This window comes from Agrobacterium sp. LMR679 (assembly GCF_027157905.1).
Taxonomy (GTDB): domain Bacteria; phylum Pseudomonadota; class Alphaproteobacteria; order Rhizobiales; family Rhizobiaceae; genus Agrobacterium; species Agrobacterium leguminum.
This window is the reverse complement of record NZ_JAPVOJ010000001.1, coordinates 2,048,158-2,074,257: the sequence shown is the minus strand read 5'-3', so window position 1 is coordinate 2,074,257 and position 26,100 is coordinate 2,048,158. Positions and strand designations below refer to the sequence as shown.

27 protein-coding genes and 1 pseudogene are annotated in these 26,100 nt (G+C 61.4%); 15 read left to right on the top strand and 13 right to left on the bottom strand.

Annotation, left to right across the window (positions count from 1 at the left end):
• The first annotated feature begins 2 nt into the window (after positions 1-2).
• Positions 3-1,052, top strand: coding sequence for a carbohydrate ABC transporter permease (locus O3W47_RS09635; protein ID WP_269313561.1), 1,050 nt, complete (start codon positions 3-5; stop codon positions 1,050-1,052).
• A gap of 236 nt (positions 1,053-1,288) precedes the next feature.
• Here the strand turns inward: O3W47_RS09635 and O3W47_RS09630 are convergent, their stop codons facing one another.
• The 10 genes from O3W47_RS09630 to O3W47_RS09585 form a co-directional block, all read right to left on the bottom strand.
• On the bottom strand, positions 1,289-2,335 hold the full coding sequence (locus tag O3W47_RS09630) for a LacI family DNA-binding transcriptional regulator (protein WP_269313560.1): 1,047 nt from the start codon (positions 2,333-2,335) through the stop codon (positions 1,289-1,291).
• A gap of 206 nt (positions 2,336-2,541) precedes the next feature.
• The gene (locus tag O3W47_RS09625; protein WP_269313559.1) at positions 2,542-3,327 is read right to left on the bottom strand and encodes a TIM barrel protein; all 786 of its coding nucleotides are present in this window, start codon (positions 3,325-3,327) and stop codon (positions 2,542-2,544) included.
• A gap of 8 nt (positions 3,328-3,335) precedes the next feature.
• Entirely contained in the window at positions 3,336-4,346 is a 1,011-nt protein-coding gene (locus O3W47_RS09620; protein WP_269313558.1) for a Gfo/Idh/MocA family protein, read from the bottom strand.
• A 10-nt stretch (positions 4,347-4,356) separates the two neighbouring features.
• The gene (locus O3W47_RS09615; RefSeq protein WP_080819044.1) at positions 4,357-5,253 is read right to left on the bottom strand and encodes a sugar phosphate isomerase/epimerase family protein; all 897 of its coding nucleotides are present in this window, start codon (positions 5,251-5,253) and stop codon (positions 4,357-4,359) included.
• 47 nt (positions 5,254-5,300) lie between these two features.
• Positions 5,301-6,209, bottom strand: coding sequence for a sugar ABC transporter substrate-binding protein (locus tag O3W47_RS09610; RefSeq protein ID WP_269313726.1), 909 nt, complete (start codon positions 6,207-6,209; stop codon positions 5,301-5,303).
• 137 nt (positions 6,210-6,346) lie between these two features.
• Positions 6,347-7,288, bottom strand: coding sequence for a sugar ABC transporter substrate-binding protein (locus O3W47_RS09605; RefSeq protein WP_080857939.1), 942 nt, complete (start codon positions 7,286-7,288; stop codon positions 6,347-6,349).
• 278 nt (positions 7,289-7,566) lie between these two features.
• Positions 7,567-8,595 carry a LacI family DNA-binding transcriptional regulator gene (locus tag O3W47_RS09600; RefSeq protein ID WP_269313557.1) on the bottom strand — a complete coding sequence of 343 codons (1,029 nt, stop codon included), beginning with the start codon at positions 8,593-8,595 and terminating at the stop codon, positions 7,567-7,569.
• Between the two features lie 436 nt (positions 8,596-9,031).
• Positions 9,032-10,237 carry a 3-oxoadipyl-CoA thiolase gene (gene pcaF, locus O3W47_RS09595; RefSeq protein ID WP_269313556.1) on the bottom strand — a complete coding sequence of 402 codons (1,206 nt, stop codon included), beginning with the start codon at positions 10,235-10,237 and terminating at the stop codon, positions 9,032-9,034.
• A gap of 10 nt (positions 10,238-10,247) precedes the next feature.
• A complete protein-coding gene (locus O3W47_RS09590; protein WP_059758412.1) occupies positions 10,248-10,943 on the bottom strand; it encodes a CoA transferase subunit B in 696 nt (231 codons plus the stop codon).
• A complete protein-coding gene (locus tag O3W47_RS09585) occupies positions 10,940-11,647 on the bottom strand; it encodes a 3-oxoacid CoA-transferase subunit A (RefSeq protein ID WP_269313555.1) in 708 nt (235 codons plus the stop codon). Before O3W47_RS09585 ends, O3W47_RS09590 begins: the two co-directional genes overlap by 4 nt.
• A gap of 136 nt (positions 11,648-11,783) precedes the next feature.
• Here O3W47_RS09585 and O3W47_RS09580 point away from each other — a divergent pair.
• Positions 11,784-12,544 (top strand): annotated as a pseudogene (locus O3W47_RS09580) (IclR family transcriptional regulator).
• Here O3W47_RS09580 and O3W47_RS09575 read toward each other — a convergent pair.
• A complete protein-coding gene (locus O3W47_RS09575; protein ID WP_137453984.1) occupies positions 12,514-13,437 on the bottom strand; it encodes a helix-turn-helix domain-containing protein in 924 nt (307 codons plus the stop codon). The pseudogene O3W47_RS09580 and the gene O3W47_RS09575 overlap by 31 nt on opposite strands.
• Before the next feature lie 117 nt (positions 13,438-13,554).
• On the opposite strand from O3W47_RS09575, the gene pobA reads away from it, so the two are divergent.
• Positions 13,555-14,727, top strand: coding sequence for a 4-hydroxybenzoate 3-monooxygenase (gene pobA / locus O3W47_RS09570; protein WP_269313553.1), 1,173 nt, complete (start codon positions 13,555-13,557; stop codon positions 14,725-14,727).
• Between the two features lie 199 nt (positions 14,728-14,926).
• On the opposite strand, the gene pcaQ is transcribed toward pobA, so the two are convergent.
• Positions 14,927-15,868, bottom strand: a complete 942-nt coding sequence (gene pcaQ / locus O3W47_RS09565; RefSeq protein WP_080819052.1) for a pca operon transcription factor PcaQ — start codon at positions 15,866-15,868, stop codon at positions 14,927-14,929.
• A 94-nt stretch (positions 15,869-15,962) separates the two neighbouring features.
• On the opposite strand from pcaQ, the gene pcaD reads away from it, so the two are divergent.
• From pcaD to aroQ, 12 genes are all read left to right on the top strand, one after another.
• Entirely contained in the window at positions 15,963-16,760 is a 798-nt protein-coding gene (gene pcaD, locus O3W47_RS09560; protein WP_269313552.1) for a 3-oxoadipate enol-lactonase, read from the top strand.
• 3 nt (positions 16,761-16,763) lie between these two features.
• Complete coding sequence (gene pcaC, locus O3W47_RS09555; RefSeq protein WP_269313551.1) at positions 16,764-17,213, top strand: 4-carboxymuconolactone decarboxylase; 450 nt, start codon at positions 16,764-16,766, stop codon at positions 17,211-17,213.
• Entirely contained in the window at positions 17,210-17,950 is a 741-nt protein-coding gene (pcaH, locus tag O3W47_RS09550; protein ID WP_003505508.1) for a protocatechuate 3,4-dioxygenase subunit beta, read from the top strand. Before pcaC ends, pcaH begins: the two co-directional genes overlap by 4 nt.
• Positions 17,951-17,952: 2 nt before the next feature.
• Entirely contained in the window at positions 17,953-18,573 is a 621-nt protein-coding gene (gene pcaG / locus O3W47_RS09545; RefSeq protein WP_174023783.1) for a protocatechuate 3,4-dioxygenase subunit alpha, read from the top strand.
• A 68-nt stretch (positions 18,574-18,641) separates the two neighbouring features.
• Positions 18,642-19,703: a 3-carboxy-cis,cis-muconate cycloisomerase gene (locus tag O3W47_RS09540; RefSeq protein WP_269313550.1), complete on the top strand. Its 1,062-nt coding sequence runs from the start codon at positions 18,642-18,644 to the stop codon at positions 19,701-19,703.
• A gap of 401 nt (positions 19,704-20,104) precedes the next feature.
• Positions 20,105-20,773: an amino acid ABC transporter permease gene (locus tag O3W47_RS09535; RefSeq protein ID WP_003519808.1), complete on the top strand. Its 669-nt coding sequence runs from the start codon at positions 20,105-20,107 to the stop codon at positions 20,771-20,773.
• A 10-nt stretch (positions 20,774-20,783) separates the two neighbouring features.
• Complete coding sequence (locus tag O3W47_RS09530; protein ID WP_135397451.1) at positions 20,784-21,434, top strand: amino acid ABC transporter permease; 651 nt, start codon at positions 20,784-20,786, stop codon at positions 21,432-21,434.
• Between the two features lie 39 nt (positions 21,435-21,473).
• Positions 21,474-22,313, top strand: coding sequence for a transporter substrate-binding domain-containing protein (locus O3W47_RS09525; protein WP_135397449.1), 840 nt, complete (start codon positions 21,474-21,476; stop codon positions 22,311-22,313).
• Positions 22,314-22,349: 36 nt separating this feature from the next.
• On the top strand, positions 22,350-23,189 hold the full coding sequence (locus tag O3W47_RS09520) for a transporter substrate-binding domain-containing protein (protein ID WP_080853540.1): 840 nt from the start codon (positions 22,350-22,352) through the stop codon (positions 23,187-23,189).
• Between the two features lie 30 nt (positions 23,190-23,219).
• Entirely contained in the window at positions 23,220-23,978 is a 759-nt protein-coding gene (locus tag O3W47_RS09515) for an amino acid ABC transporter ATP-binding protein (protein WP_003505500.1), read from the top strand.
• 72 nt (positions 23,979-24,050) lie between these two features.
• Entirely contained in the window at positions 24,051-24,920 is an 870-nt protein-coding gene (locus tag O3W47_RS09510; protein ID WP_196380409.1) for a shikimate dehydrogenase, read from the top strand.
• Positions 24,917-25,360, top strand: a complete 444-nt coding sequence (gene aroQ, locus O3W47_RS09505; protein WP_269313549.1) for a type II 3-dehydroquinate dehydratase — start codon at positions 24,917-24,919, stop codon at positions 25,358-25,360. Before O3W47_RS09510 ends, aroQ begins: the two co-directional genes overlap by 4 nt.
• On the opposite strand, the gene O3W47_RS09500 is transcribed toward aroQ, so the two are convergent.
• Complete coding sequence (locus tag O3W47_RS09500; RefSeq protein WP_269313548.1) at positions 25,332-26,027, bottom strand: TetR/AcrR family transcriptional regulator; 696 nt, start codon at positions 26,025-26,027, stop codon at positions 25,332-25,334. The genes aroQ and O3W47_RS09500 overlap by 29 nt on opposite strands.
• Positions 26,028-26,100 lie beyond the last annotated feature (73 nt).

The following is a 26,100-nucleotide window of genomic DNA, read 5'->3' as shown; positions in this document are numbered from 1 at the left end:
CCATGTCCAACGCCGTCTCCTTCCTCACGCGCACCCGCCGTCCCGGCCGGATCGGACCCACCGATATCCTGTCATGGGTCTGGCTCATCGGCGGCACGCTCGCCGTCCTCATCCCGGTCGTCTGGGCCGCCATGTCATCGCTGAAACCGGAAGCCGAAATCACCCGGTTTCCGCCGAGCCTTCTGCCGCGCGCCGCCGTGCAGGTGGAAGTGCAGGGTTACGACAAGCCGCTCAGCCTGTGGAAAGCCCCCATTGACGGCATCGAGCGGGAAATGGCCATGGTCCGCCGCATCGGCCTGAAAGCCCAGATGGTCGACCCCGCCAATCCCGGCCCGCCGGTCAGCGTCGATACGCGGGAAATAACACCCGTCCAGAAACTGACTATCGCGACGGAGAACTTCACCGATCCGCTGACCCGGTTCAGCTTTCTGACCTTCCTCAAGAACTCGGTCTTCGTCACCTTCGTCGCAACCGTCCTGACGCTGATCGTCAACGCCATGGCCGCCTTCGCGCTGTCGAAATACCGCTTCCGCGGCGAGAAGGCGATCTTCGTGCTGATCATCTCCACCCTGATGATCCCGCTCACCGTCGTCATGGTGCCGGCCTATCTGGTCATCGTTGGCGTCGGCCTCGTCGACAATCTCTGGGGCGTCATCATCCCGACGGTCGCGACGCCGACCGGCGTGTTCCTGCTCCGGCAATATATGCTGACCATCCCCGACGAGCTGATCGAGGCGGCCCGCGTCGATGCGGCAAGCGAATTCCGTATCTTCTGGCGCATCATCCTGCCGCTGACGGCGCCGGCGCTTGCGGTTCTCGCCATCTTTTCGGTGCTTTGGCGCTGGAACGACTTCCTCTGGCCGCTGATCGTTCTCAGCAGCCGCGAAAACTTCACGCTGCAGGTGGGGCTGAACGCCTTCCAGGGCGAGTTCTCGGTGCAATGGCACTATATCCTCGCCATGACCTTCCTCAGCCTGGCGCCAGTCACCGTCGTGTTCCTGTTCCTGCAGCGCTACATCACGACAGGGATTGCCGGCACGGGCATGAAGTAAGGAGAGTACGAGCGTTGCGGTGAGACAGCAGGCCGTCACGATTGGAATATTAAAGCCCCTCCACCCGTCATCCCGGCCTTGAGCCGGGATCCAGCCGTCGCGCGTCTGCGCGGCGAAAGGATTCTTTTCAGCCCAAGGACTTGGGCTGGCTGGATTCCGGCTCAAGGCCGGAATGACGGGAGAATTAAACGTTTGGAGTTTGTTCAGCGGTCAACACTAGACCACACTCCAACACCCTACCTCGGCGGCGGCGCGATGCTGCCCCTTAACACCAGCCGACAGCCAAGTTCCAGCCGGTGCGCCGGACGCGACGGATCAGCCGCCACAAGCCGCTGCTCCAGCAGCGCAAGCGCCGCCCCGCCCAGCCTGTCGGCGGGCAACTGGATGGTGCTGAGCGGCGGCGCACTGAAGGCCGCCGGCATGATATCGTCAAACCCCAATACCGAAACATCGTCAGGCACCCGGATTCCGGCTTCCGTCAAGGCCTTCAGACAGCCAAGCGCCAGATTATCGGCAGCGCAGAAAATCGCCGTGGCGTTTCTGAGCGGCCGCTGTTCGGCCAGCAGGCGGCGGATGGCGGCCTCGCCCCATTCGGGCTCGTAGCTCTCCACCTCGATGACCATATCGGCGGGAACAGTGAGACCCGCCGCGAGATACGCGTCGCTATAACCGTCATATCGGCGGCGGATCGTCGTGCGCCCCTTCCAGGTGATATGCAGAATATTGCGATGCCCGAGCGACAGCAGATGTTCGATACCGAGCCGCGCGCCAAAACGGTTCTCGGCGGTCACCGTATCGACGATCATGGCCGGGTCCTCGCCATTGATCAGCACCACCGGCCGCGCAAGCGCAGACAGCGCCTCGACCAGTTGCGGCCTGTCATCGTTCAGGATGACGATACCGTCGACATTGTCGGCATCCGCCGCCGCCGCCACCGCAACCGGGTCGAGCCGGCTCGTTGCGCTGACATAGGGAACGATGCGAATGCCGCGCCGCTCGCATTCGCGCCGGAAGCCGTTCAGCATCGTCCAGCTGACCATGTTGAGATCGCTCTGCGGTGCGGCATCATTGGTCATGGCCAGAAGTACGACGCGCAGGGTGGCGATCGTCGCCTTCTGTCGCCGGTTTTCGAGATAACCGAGCGTGCGGGCCGCCTCCAGCACCCGCTCGCGGACCTGCGTGGTCAAGGGTGCGGTGCCGTTGATGGCGTGCGACGCCGTGCTCAGCGAAACATTCGCCTCCCGCGCCACGTCCTTAAGCGTCGTTTTCCTGTCTATTTTCATAAAGGGGAAATTCAACCACTCTACTTCGGACGGTGCGGGCAGAAAGCCTGCCTCACGCAGTCGATCTGAAGAATACCCGTGCCTGTTTGCTGCTCTCTCGTCGCTCGAAGACTACAGCATCATCCGTAAATGCGGAATTGATTTCTCTGGGTTTTTAATCCCCCGCAAGAAACGCCGCCCGCAGCGAACCGCGGGCGGCAAGGCGGTCAGAGCGCCTGGGAGATATGGTCGATGCTGCTCTTTACGGCAGCGGCCGGATCCTTCAGCTCGTGCACTTCGGCCGCGAAGGGCTCGAAGCTGTAGGGGCCCTTGTAGCCGGCCGCCTCAAGCGTCCTGATCTGGGCGATATTCTCCAGCCGGTCGCCGGCATCCACCAGAACGCGGTGGGCGTCGAGCATGTCGGCTACGGAGACGGCAGGATCAATCACGCCGGAAATATGCACGAGGCCGGTGCGTTCGGGGAAGAATTCGGTCTCGCCCGCAAGGTGATGGTGGAAGGTGTCGTGCACCAGCCTGTAGACATCGCCGCCACCGGCTGCATTGATGGCCCTGATCGCTTCGGCCTTGGTGCGCAGCGAGGAGACCGGGAAGCCGAGTGGCTCGACAAAGCCTGTCAGCCCGCGTTCCTCGAGGATCGGCTTCATGGCCTTCAGTGCCGTGACGAGATCTTCAAAGGACACCGGCGTACCGTCGTTGAGCGGGCACATGACCAGCGCTTTCGCGCCGCTCGCCGCCGCATAATCGGCCATCGCGACGGCCCGCGCAGGCAGGTCGCCCGACCAGACGTTGAAGGGATAAAGCGCATTGATCGAGATGATCGTCACACCCGCCTTTTCGGCCGCCGCCTTCACGGCCGCCGGCTCCACCGTGCCGACGATGTTCGGCAGGTCGTTGCGGATTTCGACTTCGGTAAGGCCGAGTTCGCGGGCTGTCGCGAAGAACGCCTCGAGGGAGAGCTTCGGCGCGGTGATGTGGTTGATGGCAAAACGCATGAAAGACCTCACTGATAAAGGGCGGGACGGGTGGGAAGTTCGATTGCGACGGCTACCCCATCCGTTTCCTGCGCGGCCACGCAGGCGTCGGAGGTAATGGCGGCCACGTAGCCGTCCCAGGAGTTGGGTCCCGATGCCGTGCCCTTCGCCGCCGCATGGATGAAGTCCTGCAATTCCACATCGTAGCTGGCGATGAAGCGGTCTTTCCAGTCGGTGAGGATATCGTTCTGCAGCTTGGCGCCGAGGCGGGTCTGCACCGACATCGGCTCCGGCAGGCTGGCAATGCCGTCCTCGCCCACCACCTGGCACTGGATATCGTAGCCATAATGGCAATTGACGAAGATTTCGACGTCGATGATCGTGCCCTTCGCCGTCTCCAGAATGACGATCTGCGGGTCCTTCAGCCGCGCATGGCTTCTGGCCGCCGAACGGGGAAAGAGAACCCGCGCCGAAACATAGTCATCGTCGAGCAGCCAGCGCAGCACGTCGATCTCGTGGATCATCGTGTCATGGATCGCCATCGGGGTGACATATTGCTCCGGAACCGCCGGGTTGCGGTGGGCGGCGTGCACCATGATCGGCGCGCCGATCCTGCTGTCGACGGCCTGTTTCAGCGCCACGTAACCGGCGTCATATCGGCGCATGAAGCCCACCTGCACCAGCCGCCTGCCATGCGCCACCTCTGCGTCGACGATGCGTCTTGCGCCTTCCGCCGTTGTCGCCAGCGGTTTTTCGCAGAAACACGGCTTGCCGGCGGCGATTGCCGCCAGCACATATTGCTCATGCGTGGCACCCCAGGAGGTGACGAGCACGGCATCCACATCCGGCGATACGATCAGCTCTTCACCGGTGGCGAAAACAACGGCATCCGGGGCGATGTCGTTTTTGACCGCCTCGGCCGAGGCGCGGTTGACGTCGCTCAGCGCAACGATCTTCGCGCCGCCCAGAACCTTGTTGATACGGCGGGCATGATCACGCCCGATTGCGCCGGTGCCGACGACACCAATTCTGACAGTCATCTGAAAAACCTCATTTCCAGTATTTGGCGACGTATCGCCGGGTTTCGCTGAGCATGAACCGCGCGCTTTCATCGACACGATCTTCCCAGGCAAAGACGCAGTTCGACAGCACGCCGTCGAATTTCATGTCGGCGAGCGTCGCAAAGAAGGTCTCCCAGTCGATCTCGCCCTGGCCGAAATCGGTGTGCTGGTGCACCCTGACCTTCGAGCCCGGCGGATTGACGATGTAACGCAGTTGCGACGACTTGTTGTGGTCATAGGTATCGGCAAGGCGCACATGCACCAGATGGCCCTCGGTCGCACGCAGGTTTGCCACCATGTCCGGACCGTAAAAGAACGTGTGCGGCGCGATGAAGGAGGCCTTTACCGCCTTGGAATTGATGGTCTTGATGATGTCGATGGCCGGCGCGATCTCCTCGATCCAGTCTTCGGGATGGGCCTCCAGCGACAGTACCAGACCTTCCCGCTCAAGGATCGGCACCAGAATATCCATGGCGCGGAAGAACTGCGCTTCGCAGGTTTCCGGCCGATGCAGGCCGGAACGGTCGTTGAGGCTGCGCTCCGGCGAGCCGCCGCGGCCGAATTCCGAAACGAACATCGGGCATTCCATCTCGACCGCAATCTCGATGGCGCGTTTCCAGTTGTCGATCGCCACCTCCCATTCGTCCGGATAGGGGCTTGCCCAGCGATACATGGGCTGCAGCGTCGCAAGGCCGACACCATGGTCCTTCAGCGCCTTTTTGAATTCGGCGACGCGTTCGGGATAGACCTTCGGTCGGGTCCACCAGGAAAGAAAATCCGGACGGGGTGAAAGTTCGACGTAATCATAGCCGAGTTCGGCAACCTTGCGGCAGGTCTCGGCCAGCGAAAGGTGCCGGAACATGTGGGGATCGAGCGTATGTTTCATGGCTGTTTCCAGTGGAGTGATAGATGGACCGGGGCCGAAGCCCCCGCTTATTTGGCGTAGGCGGTCATGTTTTCCGGGGTGACGAGTTCGAAGGGCACCCAAAGCGTCTTCTCAGTGCTTTGCCCGGCAGCGGCCTTCACCGCCGTCTGAACCGAGACTTCGCCCTGCTTCGTCGCATTCTGGTAGACGGTAATGTCGAGATCGCCAGCCTGCATGGCGGCAAGGCCGTCGGGCGTGGCGTCGATGCCGGCGATGACGACATCCTTCATGGAAACACCCGCTGCCTTGAGCGCCTGCGCGGCGCCGATCGCCATTTCATCATTATTGGCGATCACGGCATCGAACTGGATGCCCGCCGTCAGCCAGGAGGAAACGAGGTCCTGCGCCTGCGTCCGGCTCCAGTTCGCCGTCTGCTTTTCGAGGATTTCGATCTTGCATTCCGGCTTGGAAAATACCGTTTCGACATCCTTGGTGCGCACCAGCGCCGCGTGGTTTTCCAATGGTCCCATCAGGATGACGGCCTTGCCCTTGCCGCCCATCAGCTTGCAGGCGGCTTCCGCCTCCATGGTGCCGGAATCGAGTTCGTTGGAACCGACGAAGGCCGTCCCATCAGGCAGGCCGGTTTCGAGTTCTGCCGGCGGGTGATTGACATAAACGAGCGGGATTTTTGCGGCGGATGCGGCCTTGGTGATCGCGGTGGTGGCATCGCCATCCACGGCATTGACGATGATCGCATCGACACCGTTGGCGATGAAATTCTGCACCTGATTGAGCTGTTTCGAAGGATCGAGCTGGGCGTCCTCCACCAGAAGCTCGATGTTCTTGTCACGCCCGGCCTCAGCCCTGATACCGTTAAGCAAAATCGTCAGGAACGGATTGTCGAACGATGTCATGGAGACCGCAACACGGGTCTCGGCAAGGGCAGGCGTTGCGAAAATGCAGAGCGCAGTCGCCATCAACAGGTTTTTCAAGGTCTTTCCTCCCGCGGAAAACTTCCGCTGGTTCAATCGCACTGATATCGCTGAAGCCGGAATATCCTCCCCCCGCCTTCAGCATCTTCGGTCTATCACGTCATTGTCAGGCCCGAACGGTCTCAGTTCTTGGCCTGATAGTCCTTGAGGTTTGCGGGTGTGACCAGTTCGAAGGGTACGAAAACCTTCTTGTCCACCGCATCCCCCTTTGCCAGTTTCAGCGCCGTATCAACCGCGCCCTTGCCCTGACCGGCGGCATTCTGGAAAACGCTCACATCCAGCTCACCCGCCGCCATGGCGGCAAGCGCATCCTGCGTGGCGTCGATGCCGGCGATGATGACGTCATCCATCGATCGGCCGGCCGCCTTCAGCGACTGTATCGCGCCGATCGCCATTTCGTCATTGTTGGAAATCACCGCATCGAACTGCACCCCGGCCGAAAGCCAGTTGGTCATCAGGTCCGAGCCTTGAGTGCGCGACCAGTTGGCGGATTGCTCCTCGACAAGCTTGATGAAGCTGCAATCGGGCGTCGCCACCACATCCTTGATATCCTGCGTGCGCATGCGGGCCGCCTGGTTGGAAAGCTCGCCCATCATCACCACCGCCTTCGCTTCCGCCTTGCCGGCGGCCTTCAGCAGGCGGCAGACTTCCTGCGTCTGCAGGGTGCCGGACTGCTTTTCATCGGAGGCAACGAAGGCCTGTTTTTCCGGCAGGCTGTCGAGGTTGACTGGCTGGCGGTTGACATAAACGAGCGGAATGCCGGCGGCAGCGGCAGCCTGCGAAAGCGCCACGGTCGCATCCGTATCCACCGGGTTGACGATGATGGCGTCGACACCGGCGGCGACGAAGTTCTGCACCTGGCTCAACTGCTTGCCGACATCGTTCTGCGCATCCTCGATCTGCAGCGAAACGCCGCTCATGCCCTTGGAATAATCGATCATGCCGTTGCGCAGCACGGTCAGGAAATTATCGTCGAACAGGGCCATCGAAACGCCGATGGTTTCCGCCGAGGCGGTCGTCGCCAGCATGGTGGCGAGCGCTGCAATCGCGAAATGTCTTTTCATGTCGTTCTCCTCCAAAACCCTTGAAAAGAACCGGTTGCACGGTCCAGCGCCCATCGCGCCGCTACCGTTTGCCGGCAAAAAATACCCGTCGCCGCGAAGAGAAGTCCGCAGCCTGAAGCAATCCGAAACATCGTTATTATCGTGGATCAGCCTCCTGCCCGCTCCACACGCAGGCAAGATTTCCCAGTCCCGGCCCGGCGTCAACGGGTCAGCGGCAGCCGAAACCATCAAGGCTGATAGAAAGAGACGCGGAATTTATGATAGAATCTATCAAACCATCAAAGGCTTTCAGGAACCCACAGATGGGCGGGTACAAACCGCTGTCCCGGCGTTTCCGCCATGCCATGTTCAATGCTGTGAACCATGGTGGTGATGAGGTCCGCGCATAACTCACGGAGCGGCGTCTGGAATATGCCGCTGATACGCTTTTCCAGCAGCGCCTGACGGGATTCGGGCGTCAGTTCATTCACAAGACAGACGATGGCCTCCTGCCGGTTTTCCTGCTGCAGGGCCTCGATGACGCCTTCCATGCCGCCGCCGATGCAATAGATGCCAACCAGATCCTTGTGCTTGGCGATGGTGTCCATCACCAGCTCATAGGTCAGCCGCCGGGTTTCCAGTGTGATCAGCGCATCCATCACCTCGAATTCCGGCGCATATTCCCGCATATAGCTGCGAAAGCCGGTCTCGCGCAGCGAATGACCGTGAAAACGGTGACCGCCGAGCAGCAAAAGCACCTTGCCCCTGCTGCGCGCCAGCCGCGAGATCATCCAGGCCGCCGTGCGCCCGACTTTCATGTTGTTGGCGCCGAGATAAGCTTCCCGCACCCCCTGCGCGAAATCCGAAAGCAGCGAAAATGTCGGAATGCCCTTCGCCTTCAGGGCCTCGACGGCGGCGGTGACATCGTGATGGTCCGGCCCGGTGGCCGCCACGGCCTGCACGCGGCCCTTCATGCCCGTTAGAAGGGCCGCAAGCTCGCTCGGCTCGCCCGACTGGGCAAATTCGATACGCAGATTGAGATGACGATCCCTCACGTTACGCGCCGCAAGCTCCAGCTCGTCGGCAAAGGTCTGGTAGAAGGCGTGCCGTTCCTTGCGCAGGATGATGCCGAGACTATAGGACGGCATGTCGGCCAGCATGCGCTGGCGGATGATGTTGGTGGCGTGAAAACCGATCTTCTCCGCCGCCTCGAACACCCGCCGCGAGGTTTCCTCCCGCACCGGCAGACGCCCGTTCAGCACACGGTCGACGGTGGCGACGCTGACGCCGGCGGCTGTCGCAACATCTGTGATGGTCGGTCGTTTCATGCGGGCACTCCATAGACGGAAAGATTCCTGTCATATCTCGCAAAACATGTCACGGATTATGATGGAATCCAACATGTGCAGAGGGATAAGAGCGTGGAGTACTTTATCAGGGAATAATCGACCGGGGCCTGCATCGCAGGGCCGGCTTGCTTGGCCCAGCACGCCTCCTCCCCTCATCTCTGTGCTTGTCACAGAGATCCAGCCAGCCCAAGTCCTTGGGCTGAGAGGAGTCTTTCCGCCGCGCAGACGCGCGTCGGCTGGATTCCTGTGACAAGCACAGGAATGAGGGAGGGCTGGGATGTGTCAGAGCGAAAAAATCACCTGCCGAGTAACCTGAATGGCCACTGTCACACGTAAGGAAGCTGCGGCAGCGGGCATTCATACCGTTTTACGGCGGCATTAGCACCGATATCACGATGCTGAAGCCGCTATCCCGTCAGACCCGTTCCAGCGCCACGGCAATACCCTGCCCGACGCCGATGCACATGGTGGCGAGCGCGAGACGCTTGCCGGTCAGCGAAAGTTCGAGCGCCGCCGTGCCGGCAATGCGGGCACCGGACATGCCGAGCGGATGGCCGAGCGCGATGGCGCCGCCATTGGCATTCACCCGCGCATCATCATCCGCAATGCCGAGCTGCCTCAGCGTCGCAAGACCCTGGCTCGCGAAAGCCTCGTTCAGCTCGATCACGTCGAGCTGTTCCTGCTTCAGCCCGAGCCGGGCCAGCAGCTTCGCGGAGGCCGGGGCCGGGCCGATGCCCATGACGCGCGGCGGCACGCCGGCAGCGGCACCGCCGAGAATACGGGCAATCGGCGTGAGCCCGTATTTCTTCGCGGCCTCCGCCGATGCGACGATGAGTGCGGCCGCGCCGTCATTGACGCCGGAAGCATTGCCCGCCGTCACCGTCGCGCCATCGCGCCTGTTGACCGGCTTCAGCTTCGCCAGCGCTTCAAGGCTGGTCGCACGCGGGTGTTCATCCTTCGATACCACCAGCGGATCGCCCTTGCGCTGCGGAATGGTCACGGACACGATTTCCCTGTCAAGGCGACCATTGGCCTGCGCGTCAGCCGCCTTCTGCTGGCTGCGAACGGCGAAGGCGTCCTGATCCTCGCGGGAGACATGATAGTCAATGGCGACGTTATCGCCGGTTTCCGGCATGGAATCGACGCCATATTGCGCCTTCATCAGCGGGTTGACGAAACGCCAGCCAATGGTGGTGTCGTAGATTTCGGCATTGCGCGAAAAGGCGCTCTCCGCCTTCGGCAGAACGAAGGGCGCGCGGCTCATGCTTTCCACGCCGCCGGCGATCATCAATTCCGCCTCGCCCGATTTCACGGCGCGGGCAGCTGCGATGAGGGCGTCCATGCCCGAACCGCACAGCCGGTTGATCGTCGTTCCGGTCACCGAAACCGGCAGGCCGGCAAGCAGCAGCGACATGCGTGCGACGTTGCGGTTATCCTCGCCCGCCTGGTTGGCGCAGCCGAAGATCACATCTTCGACCGCTTCCCAGTCGACGGACGGGTTGCGCTCGACAAGCGCCTTCAGCGGTACCGCGCCAAGATCGTCGGCCCGCACCGAAGAAAGCGCGCCGCCGAAGCGGCCGATGGGCGTGCGGATATAGTCGCAGATGAATGCGTCGGTCATCGGTTTTTCCTCAAAGTTCCGGGGCGACGAGATCGGCGACCTCGCCATCGACCGCCAAAGGCGCTCCGGTCATGGCCTGCAATTCATCGAAGGTCATCGCCGGCAGTTTTTCACGCAGCACGAAACGGCCATCCACCACGTCGATGACAGCATGGCTGGTATAAATGCGGGTGATGCAGCCGACGCCGGTCAGCGGAAAAGCGCATTTTTCAACGAGCTTCGGTTCGCCATTCTTGGTTACATGTTCGGTGATGACGAAGACCTGCTTGGCGCCATGCACCAGATCCATGGCGCCGCCGACGGCCGGCACGCCCTTGGAGCCGACACGCCAATTGGCGAGATCGCCATTCTGCGCCACCTGGTAGGCCCCGAGGATCGCCACATCCAGATGCCCGCCGCGCACCATGGCGAAGCTGTCGGCATGGTGGAAGAAGGCCGCACCCGGCTTCAGCGTCACGGCCTTCTTGCCGGCATTGATGAGGTTCCAGTCCTCTTCGCCTTCCGGCGGCGCTTCGCCGAAATTCAGGATGCCGTTTTCGGTATGAAAGATCGCCTGACGGCCGGGCGGTTGGTAACGCGCCACCATTTCAGGAAAGCCGATGCCGAGATTGACGTAAGCGCCATCCTCGATGTCCTGCGCCGCGCGCCATGCGATCTGGGCGTTGGAAAGCTTGATGTCTTCGCGGGTGTCGATGGTCTGGGTCATGCGTAGGCCACTCCGGCGCGAATGAGGACTTCTTCCTGTTGCGGATCGGGGATTTCCACGACGCCGTTCACGAAAATGCCTGGCGTGACGACATGCTCCGGATCGATCTTACCAGCTTCGACGATCTTCGAGACCTGTGCAATGGTGGTCTTCGCGGCCATGCACATCAGCGGGTTAAAATTGCGGCCCGCCTTGTTGTAGGTGAGGTTGCCATAGGTATCGCCAAGCTCGGCCTTGACGATGGCGAAATCCGCCTTCAGCCAGCGTTCCTGAACGTAGGACCGGCCGTCGAATTCCGCGATGACCTTGCCTTGCGCCAGTTCCGTGCCGAAGCCGGTCGGGGTGTAGAAGGCCGGAATACCGGCGCCGCCAGCGCGGATGCGCTCGGCGAGCGTGCCCTGCGGCACCAGTTCCAGCTCGATTTCACCGGCCAGATAGCGGTCTGTAAAGGCGCGCGGATCGGAAGAGCGCGGGAAGGAGCAGATCATCTTTTTGACCATGCCGGCATCAATCATCGCGGCGATGCCGATGCGGCCGTTGCCGGCATTGTTGTTGATGACCGTCAGGTTCTTTGGGCCCTTGTCGATCAGTGCATGGATCAGCTCGATGGGCGCGCCGGAGCCGCCGAAACCGCCGATCATGATCGTCGCACCGTCACCGATGCCGGAAAGCGCATCTCTAGCGCTCTTGATTGTCTTGTCCATTAAAACCTCCATCCAGCCGAGCGGATGGAACCGGCAAGGCTGCGTGGCCATGAGGTAACGCCGAAATCGCCTCGACGGCAAGGATTTTGTGCGTTATATGATTTTTGTTCGTATATCGCACAAATGGAGCTTGGGCATGGCCGTCAGCGAAAGAGACATAATGGGCGGTCTCGCCAAGGGATTGCGGGTCATCGAAGCCTTCAGCGCCGAGCGGCCGCGCCTGTCGATTTCCGATGCCGCCGAGATCGCCGGGCTGGACCGCGCCACGACGCGGCGTTGCCTGCTGACGCTTTCGGAACTCGGTTATGCCGCTTATGACGGCAAGTTCTTTACCGTGACGCCGAAGGTGCTGCGCCTTGGCACCGGCTGTCTGGCCACCATGCCGCTACCGCGCATCGTGCAGCCGCTGCTCGACCGACTTTCCGAAGAGATCGGACAGAGCACCTCCGTCTCCATTCTGGATGAGACCGAGATCGTTTATGTGGCCCGCGCCGCGCAGCAGCGGGTGATGTCGATTGCGCTGATGCCGGGTTCGCGCCTGCCCGCCTATTGCACCTCCATGGGCCGCGTTCTCCTTTCGGCGCAGACGGCCGAGCGGCAGCGCGACATTCTCGAAGCCTCCCGGCTGGCGGCGCGCACGGAAAGGACCATTACCAGATGGACGCCCTGCTCGCCGAAATCGAGGCCACGGGCCATCGCGGTTATGCGCTGATCGATCAGGAGGTCGAGATCGGCCTTCGCTCCATCGCGGTGCCGCTGAAAACCATGCGCGGCCAGACGGTTGCCGCCCTTAATGTCGGGCTTGCCGCCTCGGTCGCCTCGATGGAGGACCTCGTGGAGCGATACCTGCCCGCGCTTCTTGCCGTTCAACGGGAAATGGCAAGAATGCTGGTCTGAAGCGGCACCTGCCGCGCCCCGGAATCCCCCATTTTCCGCTGCTCCGCCAGCCGCCAGGCGCGCGGGGTCATGCCGGTCTCGCGCTTGAAGAACCGGTTGAAATAAGCCGGATCGGCAAAGCCCAACCCTTCAGCGATCATCTGCACGCTGGAAACGGTAAAGATCAGCTCTTGTTGGGCAATCTCGATCTGACGCTTAGCGATCAGCCGCTGCAGGCTGAGGCCGGAAACGGAGCGGACCAAACGGTTGAGATGGGTCTCGGAAAGACCGAGCTTTTTCGCATAAAACTCCGCCTTTTGCGGCTCGCGAATATGGCGGGCAATCAGTGACAGCAAAAGTTCGAAACGCTGCTCCGCAACACCTTCGCCGGTTCCTTCCAGCAGCGGCCGCGCCGCCCGCGCCAGAAGCGCCGTCACGATGGCCAGTTGACCTTCGATGATCGCATCCCGGCCTGTCTCGCGTGTTTCATATTCTGCGGAAATCTGCTCGAACCCGCTGTGCAGGCGTTCGCCATCGGTAAAATCCCGCAACGGCAACAGGACAGGCCGCGGGAAATTCCGCAGCAACAGCGCCTGCACCGATGCCGGCAGGGCGCCCGGCAGCACGGTAACGATCACCCCGCCAATATCGCGTGAAAACCGGAATCCATGTTCGAAACCCGGCGGCACGACAATGGCGACCGGCGGGCGGATCGCCTCGATGCGGCCATCCAGCAGCGCATCGCCCTCGCCACCCCAAATGTACAAGATTTGCTGAAAGGCAGCGTGACGGTGCAGGCCGATTTCAAAGCGGTGAAGGCTGCTTCTGGAAAAAAGCGTCTCGCAATGAAAGCGAAAATCAGTGCCTTGCACCGCTTCTTCGCCATACAAACCCTCACTCGCAGCAAGCCGCATGTTCCTTCGCTCCTCCGCACAATGGTCGGATTGTGCAATTTGCCGATCAGAAAGTCCATTGAGCTTGCCGCGTCCCTTGGTCAATTTCTTGATAGGAGACAAGTTCGGGAGGAAACAATGCGCACCCAGGTCGTCATCATCGGCTCCGGCCCCTCGGGGCTTCTGCTTGGCCAGCTTCTGGCCAGAGAAGGCGTCGAGACCGTCATTCTCGACCGGGTCAGCAAGGATTACATTCTCGGCCGTGTCCGCGCCGGCGTGCTGGAAGAAGGCACGGTGCAGCTCATGGAAAAGGTCGGCGCGGACAAACGCCTGCACCGGGAAGGCCTGCCGCATGACGGATTTTCGCTGACCTTCGACGGTCGCGACCACCGTATCGATCTCTTCGACCTGACCGGCGGCAGCCATGTGATGGTCTACGGCCAGACCGAGGTGACCCATGACCTGATGGATGTCCGCGAAGCGGTAAACCTTGTGACCATCTACGATGCCGGCAATGTCGAACCGCATGATTTCGATGGCGCAAGCCCCTATGTCACCTATCAGAAAGACGGCGTAAGCCACCGGATCGATTGCGATTTCATCGCCGGCTGCGACGGCTTCCACGGGGTGAGCCGCAAATCGGTGCCTCAGGGCGCGATCAAGGAATTCGAGAAGGTCTATCCTTTCGGCTGGCTCGGCATTCTGGCTGAGGTGCCCCCCGTCAACCACGAACTCATCTATGCCAACCATCCGCGCGGCTTTGCGCTCTGTTCCATGCGCTCGCACACCCGCAGCCGTTATTACATTCAATGTTCGCTGGAGGACCGGCCGGAGGACTGGAGCGACGAGCGCTTCTGGGACGAAATCCGCCGTCGCCTGCCGGAAAACCATGCCGATGTGATGGTCACCGGCCCGTCATTCGAAAAATCCATCGCGCCGCTCCGGTCCTTCGTCTGTGAACCGATGCGGTTCGGAAGGCTGTTTCTGGCCGGAGACGCCGCCCATATCGTGCCGCCGACGGGCGCCAAGGGTCTCAACCTTGCGGCCAGCGATGTGCATTATCTGAGCGAGGCGCTGATCGAGTTTTATCGCGACAGGTCGCAGGCCGGCATCGACGGCTATTCGCAGAAGGCGCTTTCCCGCGTCTGGAAGGCCGTGCGCTTCTCGTGGTGGATGACGACGATGATGCATCGTTTTCCCGATACGGGGGATTTCGGCCAGCGCATTCAGGAAGCGGAGCTGGACTACCTCGTGCAATCGCGCGCCGCTTCCACCGCGCTTGCGGAGAATTATGTGGGGCTTCCCTATTAGGGGCTGCCCCAGACACGCGGCTTTTATCTCTACCGTTTCCACACCCGTCACCCCGGACCTGATCCGGGGTCCAGCGCGATCAAGTCATTGATCGCAAAAGACTCTTTTCACGGCGCAGAACGCGCCGTGGCTGGATTCCGGCTCAAGGCCGGAATGACGGAGGAGAGGTTCTCAGACTTTTCCGGCTCTCACCCTCATCTCAAGAACCGGCCTCCGCCCTCCCATCCAGCAACTCTCCCGCCGCCTCGCGAATAGCCTGCATCAGAAGCGACAGTGGCAGCGAGGGCTGCGTATCGGCCCTCACCGTCAGCCCCACCGGGCCGCTGGTATCGCCGGTCTCGACGGGCAGGATTGCGAGGATGCCATCCGCCACATCCGCCGCCACCACGCCTTCCGAGATGATCCAGATCGCATCGCTGGTGCGCAGGAAGGCGCGGCCGAAAGCGTCGGACACGGTTTCGATGCGGATCGGCAGGGCCGGCACGCCGTTGGCGATCAAAAACTGCTCGACGACAGGGCCGATGACCGATTGGCGCGTCGGCATCAGCACCGGATATTCATGCAGGTGATCGAACACCGAAAGGCCGGGTGACAACAGCGGATGGCCGGCGCGCACCACGAAGCGCACCTTTTCCGAATAGAGATGCTCGAAGGAAAAACCCGCCATTTTCTGCGGCGCGGCAAGGCGGCCGACAACAAGATCGAGATCGCCGACGCGCAACTGCTCCAGCAGCACGGCGTTTTCGCCCGTGACAATCTTCACCGGGCTGCCGGTTTTTTCGGCCAGAAAACCGGCCATCGCCTTCGGCATGATTCTCACCGAAACCGTGGGCAGAGCGCCGACCCGCACCGGCGGACCAGCGCGCGCCGCCTCCTGCGATACCGAATCGACCGCCTGCCTGAGCGCTGTCATCGTCGCGCCGGCATGGCGCAGGAACACCTCGCCATAACGGCTGATGCGGATGCCGCGCCCTTCCCGGTCGAACAGCGAGACGCCGAGAATATCTTCCAGTTCACGGATCGTCTTCGTCACCGCCGGCTGGCTGACATGCAGGATTTCCGCAGCGCGGATGACGCTTTTCTGCCGCGCCACCTCCACGAAAGTCTGCAGGTGCCGGAACTTGATACGCTGATCGACCATCGCTCATATAATCCACAGGTTATGATTTTCTTCGATAATGTCATTTTACTTAACCGGAACCCGCTTGCAATATCCCCGGCAGGAGGAGCACATCATGCATTTTCTGCGCTGCGGCGAGACCGTGATCCATTACCGCGTCAAGGGACTGGGCACAGGCAAGCCGGTCATCGCCTTCATCAATTCGCTCGGCACCGATTTTCGCATCTGGGATGCGGTGATCGAAGCGCTCGGCGATGATTATGCCTATGTGCTGCACGACAAGCGCGGCCACGGGCTTTCCGATGTCGGGCATGCTCCCTATTCCATCGACGATCATGCCGGCGATCTGATCGCACTCCTCGATCATCTTGGCGTGAAGCGCGCGATCCTCTGGGGCCTGTCGGTGGGCGGCCTGATCGCGCAGGGGCTTTATGCCCGCCGTCCCGACCTGGTGCGCGCTCTGGTGCTCAGCAACACTGCCCACAGGATCGGCACCGCCGAGATGTGGAACGCCCGCATCGACAAGATCGCCGCGGACGGCCTCGTCTCGCTGGTCGATCCCGTCATGGAGCGCTGGTTCACACCCGCCTTCCGTCAGCCTGACAATGCCGCCTATGCAGGCGCGCGCAACATGCTCTCGCAACAGCCGGAAGCCGGCTATAGCGGAACCTGCGCCGCCATCCGCGATGCGGATTTCACCGAAGCCGCCGGGCGCATCGCGGTGCCAACGCTTTGTGTTGCGGGTGATCAGGATGGTTCCACTCCGCCCGCGTTGGTGCAATCGCTGGCGGGCCTCATTCCCGCAAGCCGCTTCGTCACCATTGCCGGCTGCGGCCATATTCCCTGCCTTGAACAGCCGCTCACCTATGCGCAGGCGGCGTGCATTTTTCTCAATACCTTGCCGGAGCATTGACCGATGGCGGACCATATCGACAAGAACGAACGTTTCGAACAGGGCATGAAGACCCGCCGCTCCGTGCTCGGTGACGCCCATGTCGACCGGGCGCAGACCATGACGTCCGGTTTCGACCAGCCTTTCCAGCAGCTCATCACCGAAGCCGCCTGGGGCACGGTGTGGTCCGGCAACCACTGGACGAAGCGCGAGCGCTCGATGGTGACCATCGCCCTGCTCGCCGCACTCGGGCAGGACGAAGAGCTGGCCATGCATGTGCGCGCCACCGCCAATACCGGCGCCACCGAGGCGGATATTCGCGAGGCGCTGCTGCATGTGGCGATCTATGCCGGCGTGCCCGCCGCCAACCATGCTTTCAAGATCGCCAAGCTTGCCCTGGCCAGCATGAAAGCCGATAGTTCCCCTGATAATTCTGGCACTTATAATTCTGGCGATGAGGAGGAGATGAAATGAGCAACCAGCCGCCGGAAACCGGACCGTTCTTCGCACGCAACCGCGATATTCATCCGCTCGCCTATGCGCCCGGCTACAAGACCTCGATCCTGCGCTCGCCGCAGCGCGCGCTGATTTCGCTTGAGGGCACCAAAAGCGAGATCACCGGTCCCGTCTTCGGCCATGGCATGCTGAACCCGCTGGATAACGACCTCATCCTCAACTATGCCCGCCCCGGCGAAATGCCGGTCGGTCCGCGCATTCTGGTGCACGGCCGGGTGCTGGACGAGCGCGGCCGCGGCGTGGATGGCGCGCTGGTGGAATTCTGGCAGGCCAATGCCGGCGGCCGCTACCGCCACAAGAAGGAAAGCTACCTCGCCGCCATCGATCCGAACTTCGGCGGCGTTGGCCGCACGATCACCGATGAGAACGGTTATTACTGGTTCAAGACCATCCAGCCGGGTGCTTACCCCTGGCCGAACGGGGTCAATGACTGGCGGCCGGCCCATATTCATTTCTCGGTCTTCGGCCACGGCTTTGCCCAGCGGCTCATCACCCAGATGTATTTCGAAGGCGACCCGCTGATCTGGAAATGTCCCATCGTCAAGACCATTCCGGATGAGGATGCGATCAGAAGACTGATCGCGCCGCTGGACATGAATGCGACGCTGCCGATGGACATGCTGGCCTATAAGTTCGATATCGTGCTGCGCGGCCGCCGCTCGACCCTTTTCGAAAACCGCATGGAGGGCAACTGACCATGGTTCAGTCGCTCAATTATTTCAAAGAGACCGCCTCGCAGACGGCAGGCCCCTATGTGCATATCGGCTGCACGCCGAATTTCGTCGGCATCGAGGGCGTGTTCGAAAAGGATCTCGGTTCCGGTCCGCTTTATAACGACAAGGCGCGCGGTGAGCGCATCAGTGTGCGCGGCACGGTTTATGACGGGGCCGGAATGGCGCTGAAGGACGCGCTGATCGAAATCTGGCAGGCCGATACCGACGGTTATTACAACAGCCCCAGCGAAACGCGCGGCAAGGCCGATCCGAATTTCATCGGCTGGGGCCGCTCGCCCGGCGACATGGATACGGGCGAATTCGTCTTCGAAACCATCAAGCCCGGCAAGGTGCCGTTCCGCGACGGCCGGCCGATGGCGCCGCATATCACCTTCTGGATCGTCGCCCGCGGCATCAATATCGGCCTGCAGACCCGCATGTATTTCCCGGAAGAACAGGAGGCCAATGCCGCCGACCCGGTTCTCGCCCGCATCGAGCAGAAAAGCCGCATCGCCACGCTTGTCGCCAAAAAAGAGGAAGGCAACGTCTATCGTTTCGATATCCGCCTTCAGGGCGAAGGCGAAACCGTGTTTTTCGATATCTGACGCATATCGCGCAAAAGTGTGCAGCGGTTTTGCGACGACGATATGCGCAAAAGAAAGCGAGACGGAAGATGAGCCTTTCCCCCTTCGAGCATCCGTTTTTATCAGGCCTCTTCGGCGACAGCGAGATCGTCGAGCTGTTTTCGGCAAGAGCGGATATCGACGCCATGATTCGTTTCGAGACGGGGCTGGCGCAGGCGGAAGCGCAGGCCGGCATCATCCCCGAGGAGGCGGCGGAAGCGATCGTTTCGCGGCTTTCGGACTTTGCCGCCGATATGACCGCGCTTCGCCATGGCGTCGCGAAGGACGGCGTCGTAGTTCCGGAACTCATCCGGCAGATGCGCGCGGCGGTCGCCGCTCAGGCGGCGGACAGGGTGCATTTCGGCGCCACCAGCCAGGATGTCATCGATACCAGCCTGATGTTGCGGCTGAAGGCTGCGGCGGAAATCATCTCCGCCCGGCTGGGTCGCCTGATCGATACGCTGGGAGACCTTGCCTCCCGCGACGGCCACAACCCGCTGACGGGATATACCCGCATGCAGGCCGCCATCGGCATCACCGTCGCCGACCGGGCGGCGAGCTGGACTGCGCCGCTGGAACGCCACCTGCTGCGGCTCGAAAGTTTTACGCAGAGCGGCTTCGCCCTGCAATTCGGCGGCGCGGCCGGTACGCTGGAAAAGCTTGGCGACAATGCCGCAGCGGTGCGTACCGATCTCGCAAAACGGCTCGGCCTTGCCGACAGGCCGCAATGGCAGAGCCAGCGCGACGGCATCGCCGAATTCGCCAATCTGCTCTCGCTGATCACCGGCGCGCTTGGCAAGTTCGGGCAGGATATTGCGCTGATGGCCGAGCTCGGTGCGGAAATCCGCCTCTCCGGCGGCGGCGGCTCCTCGGCCATGCCGCACAAACAGAACCCGGTCAATGCCGAAACGCTGGTGACGCTCGCACGCTTCAATGCCGTGCAGATATCCGCCCTGCACCAGTCGCTCGTGCACGAACAGGAAAGGTCCGGCGCGGGCTGGATGCTGGAATGGCTGTCGCTGCCGCAAATGGTGACGGCAACCGGCGCCTCGCTGCTGATCGCCGAGCGATTGGCCGAGCAGATAGACAGGCTGGGCACAGGCGAAAACTAGAGCATTTCCAGGAAAAGCGGAAAAACTCTAGCCGCAAGGCCGGTCGATTTCGTGCGCAGACAGGGTTTCCGGGCGCTGCCGAACGGCGGGCCGGAGGCAACATGACGACGCGTGGAAAGCGCTTGCGATTTTCCGCATTAGTCATTGATAAAAAAGGCTTTATTCAAAAATCCAGAGAATGAAAAAACAGCATGAAAGCTGCTTTTTAACCGGACATGCCGCTTGACACAAAAATGAACTAACTGGTACAAACATTAAGACTAACAGCCTGCCGCCGACAGGGGTTTTGAAGCCTGCAGCGGCAGTGAACGACAAATGGAGGGCTTTGGCGCCGCAAGGTTTCCAAAGCGATGCGGACAAGGCGAAACGCCTGTCCGGACCCGAACGGGTTGGGAGGAAGAATGTCTTACAGTCTCGATTTTTCGGCGGTCATGGACCGCCTGCCCGAGCTGCTTTTAGCCTGTCTGGCAACGATCGGCCTTGCGATTGCCGGCATGTCGCTCGCCACCGTCATCGGCGTTCTGGGCGTCGTCGCCCGCCGCTCGCGCTTCAAGCTGCTGCGCGGCCTCGTCATCGGCTTTGTGGAAACAATCCGCAACACGCCGTTTCTGGTGCAGATATTCTTCATCTTCTTCGCCCTGCCGCAGATCGGCATCAAGCTCAACCCGACGGTAACCGCCATCATTGCGCTGGCTCTGAACGGCGGCGCCTATGCGATTGAAATCATTCGCGGCGGGGTCGATTCCATTCCCAAGGGGCAGGTGGAGGCGGGGCTTGCGCTCGGCCTTCACCGCGCGCAGATTTTCCGGCACATCATCCTGAAGCCGGCGCTGCGGGCGGTCTATCCCTCGCTCACCAGCCAGTTCATCATGCTGACGCTGACCACCTCGGTCTGCACCTCGATCGCCGCTTACGAGCTGACCTCTGTGGCGCAGAAGATCGAGGCGGATACCTTCCGGTCCTTCGAGGTCTATTTCTCGATCACGCTGCTTTATCTGGTCATTTCCTCGCTGATGATGGGCATTTTCTCGCTCATCTCCCGCGCATCCTTCAGCTATCCGGTCAAGTGAGGAAAAGACAATGGCATCCATTGGCCCCAACGAACTCTTCTTCCTGCTGCAAGGCCTGAAATGGACGCTTGCGCTGACCATCATCGGCTTTATCGGCGGCGGCGTCTTCGGCCTTTGCGTGGCGCTTGCCCGCGTCGCGGACAGCCCGGCAATCCAGCGCGCCAGCACCGGTTACATCGCCGTCTTTCAGGGTACGCCGCTCCTGATGCAGCTTTTCGTGGTCTATTACGGCGTGGCGCTTGCGGGCCTCAATGTCGATGCCTGGATTGCGGTCGCCATCGCTTTTACGCTGCATGCAAGCGCCTTCCTCGGCGAAATCTGGCGCGGCGGCATCCAGGCGGTGCCGAAAGGCCAGACGGAAGCCGCCAATGCGCTCGGCCTGCATTACATCTCGCGCATGAAGGACGTGGTTTTGCCGCAGGCCTTCAAGATTTCGCTGCCGGCCACCATCGGTTTCCTCGTGCAGCTCATCAAGGGCACCTCGCTTGCGGCCATTGTCGGCTTCGTCGAGCTGTCGCGCGCCGGCCAGATCGTCTCCAACCAGACGTTCCGCCCACTCACCGTCTTCGCCCTCGTCGGTGTCATCTATTTCCTGATCTGCTGGCCGCTTTCCCTGTGGGGCGCCGGTGTAGAAAAGCGGCTACAGGCCGCGTCCCGCTAGTCAAAATCATCTCATCAGCTTTGTAAGGAGGAGCAAAAGATGAAAACCACCAGCATGAAATTCTCTCGTCGCGCCCTGCTCGCGCTTGCCGCGGCAACGGTTGCCCTGCCCTTCGTCGCGCCGGTCGATGCTTTCGCCGGCACGGTGGAAGAGGCCAAGGCCAAGGGCAAGGTCGTCATCGGCATTCAGGGTGATAACTCGCCGTGGGGCTTCGTCAATTCCAGCGGTGTGCAGGATGGTCTCGACGCCGATATCGGCAAGGCCTTTGCCGATTATCTCGGCGTCAAGGTTGAATTCGTACCGCTCGCCGTGGCCAACCGCATCCCCGCTTTGCTGACCGGCAAGGTCGACCTGCTGTTCGCAACCATGGGCATGACGGCCGAACGCGCCAAGACCATTCAATATTCCAAGCCCTATGCCGGCAACGTGCTTTCCGTCTACGGCCCCAAGGACAAGAAGATCGCCGGCTATGACGATCTGACCGGCATCGCTGTCGGCGTGCCGAAGTCGAGCGCCATGGACACCTCGATCACGGCAGGCGCTGGCTCCAAGGCCAATATCCTGCGCTTCGACGATGACGCCGCCAATATTCAGGCGCTGATTTCCGGCCAGGTCGAGGTCGTCGGCGGCAACCAGTTTTATGGCGACCGCCTGAACAAGGCCGCCGAAGGCAAATACGAGCCGAAATTCGACCTGACGACGCTTTACAACGGCGCCGGCACCCGCCCCGGCGAAAAGGACTGGAACGAAACCGTCAACGCCTTCCTCGACAAGATCAAGTCCGACGGCCAGCTCGCCAAGATCTACGACAAGTGGATGAAGCGCGAAGTCCCGGCCTTCCCGGACAGCCTGCCCGACATCCCGTTCACCGTGAAGTAACGGCGGGTTCCGTCTGGATTTTGGGAGGAGGAAACAATGAGAATCTTGAAAACCCTGACGGGTTGGCGAGCAACCCTTGCGGCGGGACTGACGGCAGCTTTGCTGCCGGTTCTGACTCCGGTGGCGGCAGATGCGAGAACGCTTGACGAGGCAAAAGCCAGCGGCAAGGTCGTGATCGGTATCCAGGGCGATAATGCGCCCTGGGGTTTCATCAATTCCACCGGCGTTCAGGAGGGTTACGACGCCGATCTCGCAAGGGGATTTGCGGATTATCTGGGGCTGAAGGTGGAATTCGTGCCGCTTGCCGTCGCCAACCGCATCCCTTCGCTTCGCACCGGCAAGGTCGATGCGCTGTTCGCATCGATGGGAATGACGCCGGAGCGGGCGAAGAACGTGCAATATGCGCAGCCCTACGCGCATAATGTCATGTCGGTCTATGCCACAAAGGACAAGAAGATCGCCGGTTTCGACGATCTGACCGGAATGACCGTCGGCGCACCGAAATCCAGCCCGATGGATACGGCTTTGACCGCAGGAGCTGGCACCAAGGCGAATATCCTTCGCTTCGATGACGATGCCGCCACCATTCAGGCGATCCTGTCGGGCCAGATCGAGGCGATCGGCGGTAACCAGTTCTATGGCGACCGTCTCGCGGCTGCCGGCGGCAAGGATTACGAGGTGAAGTTCGACCTCGTGACCCTCTACAACAGCGCCGCCACACGCCCCGGCGAAAAGGACTGGAACGAAGCGCTGAACGCCTATCTGGACAAGATCAAGGCCAATGGCGACCTCGAAAAAGTCTACGCCAAATGGATGAAGCGCCCGGTGCCGCAGTTCCCGGCTTCGCTTCCCGACATTCCCTACACCGTCAACTAACACTGCTGCCAAAGCATGAAGGAAAGTTCCATGCCGCAATCCGCCGCTCAGGCTCCGCTGATCGCCCTTGAAGGGGTGGGAAAGTGGTATGGAGCCTTCCACGCGCTTAAAAACGTCAACATGACGGTTCGCAAGGGCGAAAAAATCGTTCTTTGCGGGCCGTCCGGTTCGGGCAAATCCACGCTCATCCGCTGTATCAACCATCTGGAGGAAATCCAGGAGGGCAAGATCACGGTTGAGGGAACGACGCTGTCGGATTCCAGCCGCGCCATCGATGCGGTTCGCCGCGAAGTGGGCATGGTGTTCCAGAGCTTCAATCTCTTCCCGCACAAGACCATCATGGAAAACTGCACGCTTGCGCCCATGCGGGTGAAGGGCCTGTCGAAAGCCGATGCGGAGGCGACGGCGCGCAAATATCTGGAGCGCGTGCGCATTCTCAACCAGGCAGACAAGTACCCGGCCCAGCTTTCCGGCGGCCAGCAGCAGCGCGCGGCCATCGCCCGGGCGCTGTGCATGGAGCCGAAGGCCATGCTGTTCGATGAGCCGACCTCGGCTCTCGACCCGGAAATGGTGAAGGAAGTGCTCGACACCATGATCGGCCTTGCCCGCGACGGCATGACGATGATCTGCGTGACCCATGAAATGGGCTTTGCACGGCAGGTGGCCGACCGGGTGATCTTCATGTCGGAAGGCGAGATCATCGAGGAAGGCCCGCCGGAAGAATTCTTCCGCGATCCCAAGCACCAGCGCACGCGCACGTTCCTCGGCGAAATTCTCGCCCACCACTGAGGTTCGCGCGCTCTTAAGACAGGCGGGGATAATCCCGCCTCTCCCACACCGTCCGATGAGCGACACGTGATCATGACAGAGAAAACATCCTTCAAGGTCGGCCTGATTGGCGCCGATATACAGCTTTCCAAATCGCCCGCGCTGCACATGCGCGAAGGGGCGGCTCACGGCCTCGATTACTCCTACGAGCTGGTGGATGTCACCGCCCGCAAGCTGCCGCCGAGCGCCCTTCCCGACCTGCTGGACGAGCTGGAAGCGCGCGGTTTTTCCGGCACCAACATCACCCATCCCTTCAAGCAGGCCGTTATTCCGCACCTGCACGAACTGTCGGACGATGCCCGCATGCTGGGCGCAGTCAATACGGTCGTCTTCCGGGACGGACGCCGCATCGGCCACAACACCGACTGGTACGGCTTTTACGAAAGCTTCGTGCGCGGCCTGCCGGATGCGCGGCGTGACCGGGCGCTTCTGGTCGGCGCGGGTGGCGCTGGCGTTGCGGTGGCCCATGCCGCATTGAAGCTCGATATCGCCCGTCTCGACATTTTCGACCGGGATTTCCCAAGGGCGGAGCAACTGGCCCGGGAACTCAATGCCCGCTTCGGCGAGGGCCGCGCGCTTGCCGTCAAAGACCCCGCCGCCTCCCTGCCCTTTGCCGATGGCCTGATCCACGCCACGCCGATGGGCATGCCGGCCCATCCCGGCATGCCGGTTCCGGCCGATCTCATCGAACGGCGGCACTGGGTGGCCGATATCGTCTATATGCCGCTTGTCACCGAGCTATTGGCGACGGCGGCGAAAAAGGGCTGTCGCACGCTGCCCGGCGGCGGCATGACGGTGTTTCAGGCTGTTGGCGCATTCCGCCTCTTCTGCGGCCGCGAGCCGGATGCCGGGCGCATGACGGCGCATTTCACCGAGCTGTGCATGGCGGAGGGCGTCGCATGAGCCTTTTCACTGTTCTGAACGGTCCCAACCTCAACCTGCTCGGCCAGCGCCAGCCGGAAATCTATGGTTATGAAACGCTCGCCGATATCGAGGCCAATTGCCGTGGGATCGCCGAAACCGCGGGCCACGATCTGTTTTTTGCCCAGAGCAACCGGGAATATGAGCTGATCGACTGGATTCACGAAGCCCGCGGCAAGTCGGCGGGCATTGTCATCAATCCCGGCGCCTTTACCCACACCTCGGTCGCGATCCTCGATGCGCTCAATGCCTTCGAGGGGCCGGTGATCGAGGTGCATATTTCCAACATCCACAAACGCGAGGTTTTCCGGCACCACTCCTATATCTCGACCCGCGCCGAAGGCGTGATCGCCGGCCTCGGCATCGATGGTTATGAGGTGGCGCTCCGCCACCTCATCTATCGCCTTTCCCGATCCGCGTAATATGCTCGGGCATCAATACATAGCGCAGCAACATCTCCGCCACATGCGCAGACAGCGCTTCCTGGCCGGCCTCGCTAAAAAGCGTGTCGCCAAAATTGAACGAAAATGTCTCCGTGTTCGAGACGTTATAAAAAGACAGTGCACTGATCTGCCAATGCAGTTCAAGAGCGTCCAGTCCGGGCCGAAACACGCCGGCATCCTGCCCGCGCTTCAATATTCGGCGCATGATTTCAATGGCCGGTCGGTTGACGTTGCGGATCGCTTCGGAAACCCTGATGTGCCTGCCGTGGTGAATGTTTTCCGTCATCACCATCCGCACGAAAGCGGGGTTGCGGCGGTGGTGCTCGAAGGTAAACCGACAGAGCTTCTCAAGTGCGGCGACCGGCTCGAGATCATCCAGCTCAAGACTGCCTTCGCCGCCGCGCACCTGCGCATAGGCTTCCTCCAGCACGCGTTTGTAAAGGCCTTCCTTGTCGCCGAAGTAATAATAGATCATGCGCTTGGACGTGCGCGTGCGCGCCGCAATCTCATCGATGCGGGCGCCAGACAGGCCGTTTTGCGAAAATTCCTCCATTGCGACGGAAAGAATATCCCGGCGCACCCCTTCCGGATCGCGCTTCGCCTGCCGGGTATCGCGGGTGCCTTTGGAGGTCGTGCTTTTGCTCATGCTTCATTCCCTGGACGGGGCTGGCCTCTGGCTGCGTCCCCTTTATTAACCAATCAGTACATAAGGCTGAAAA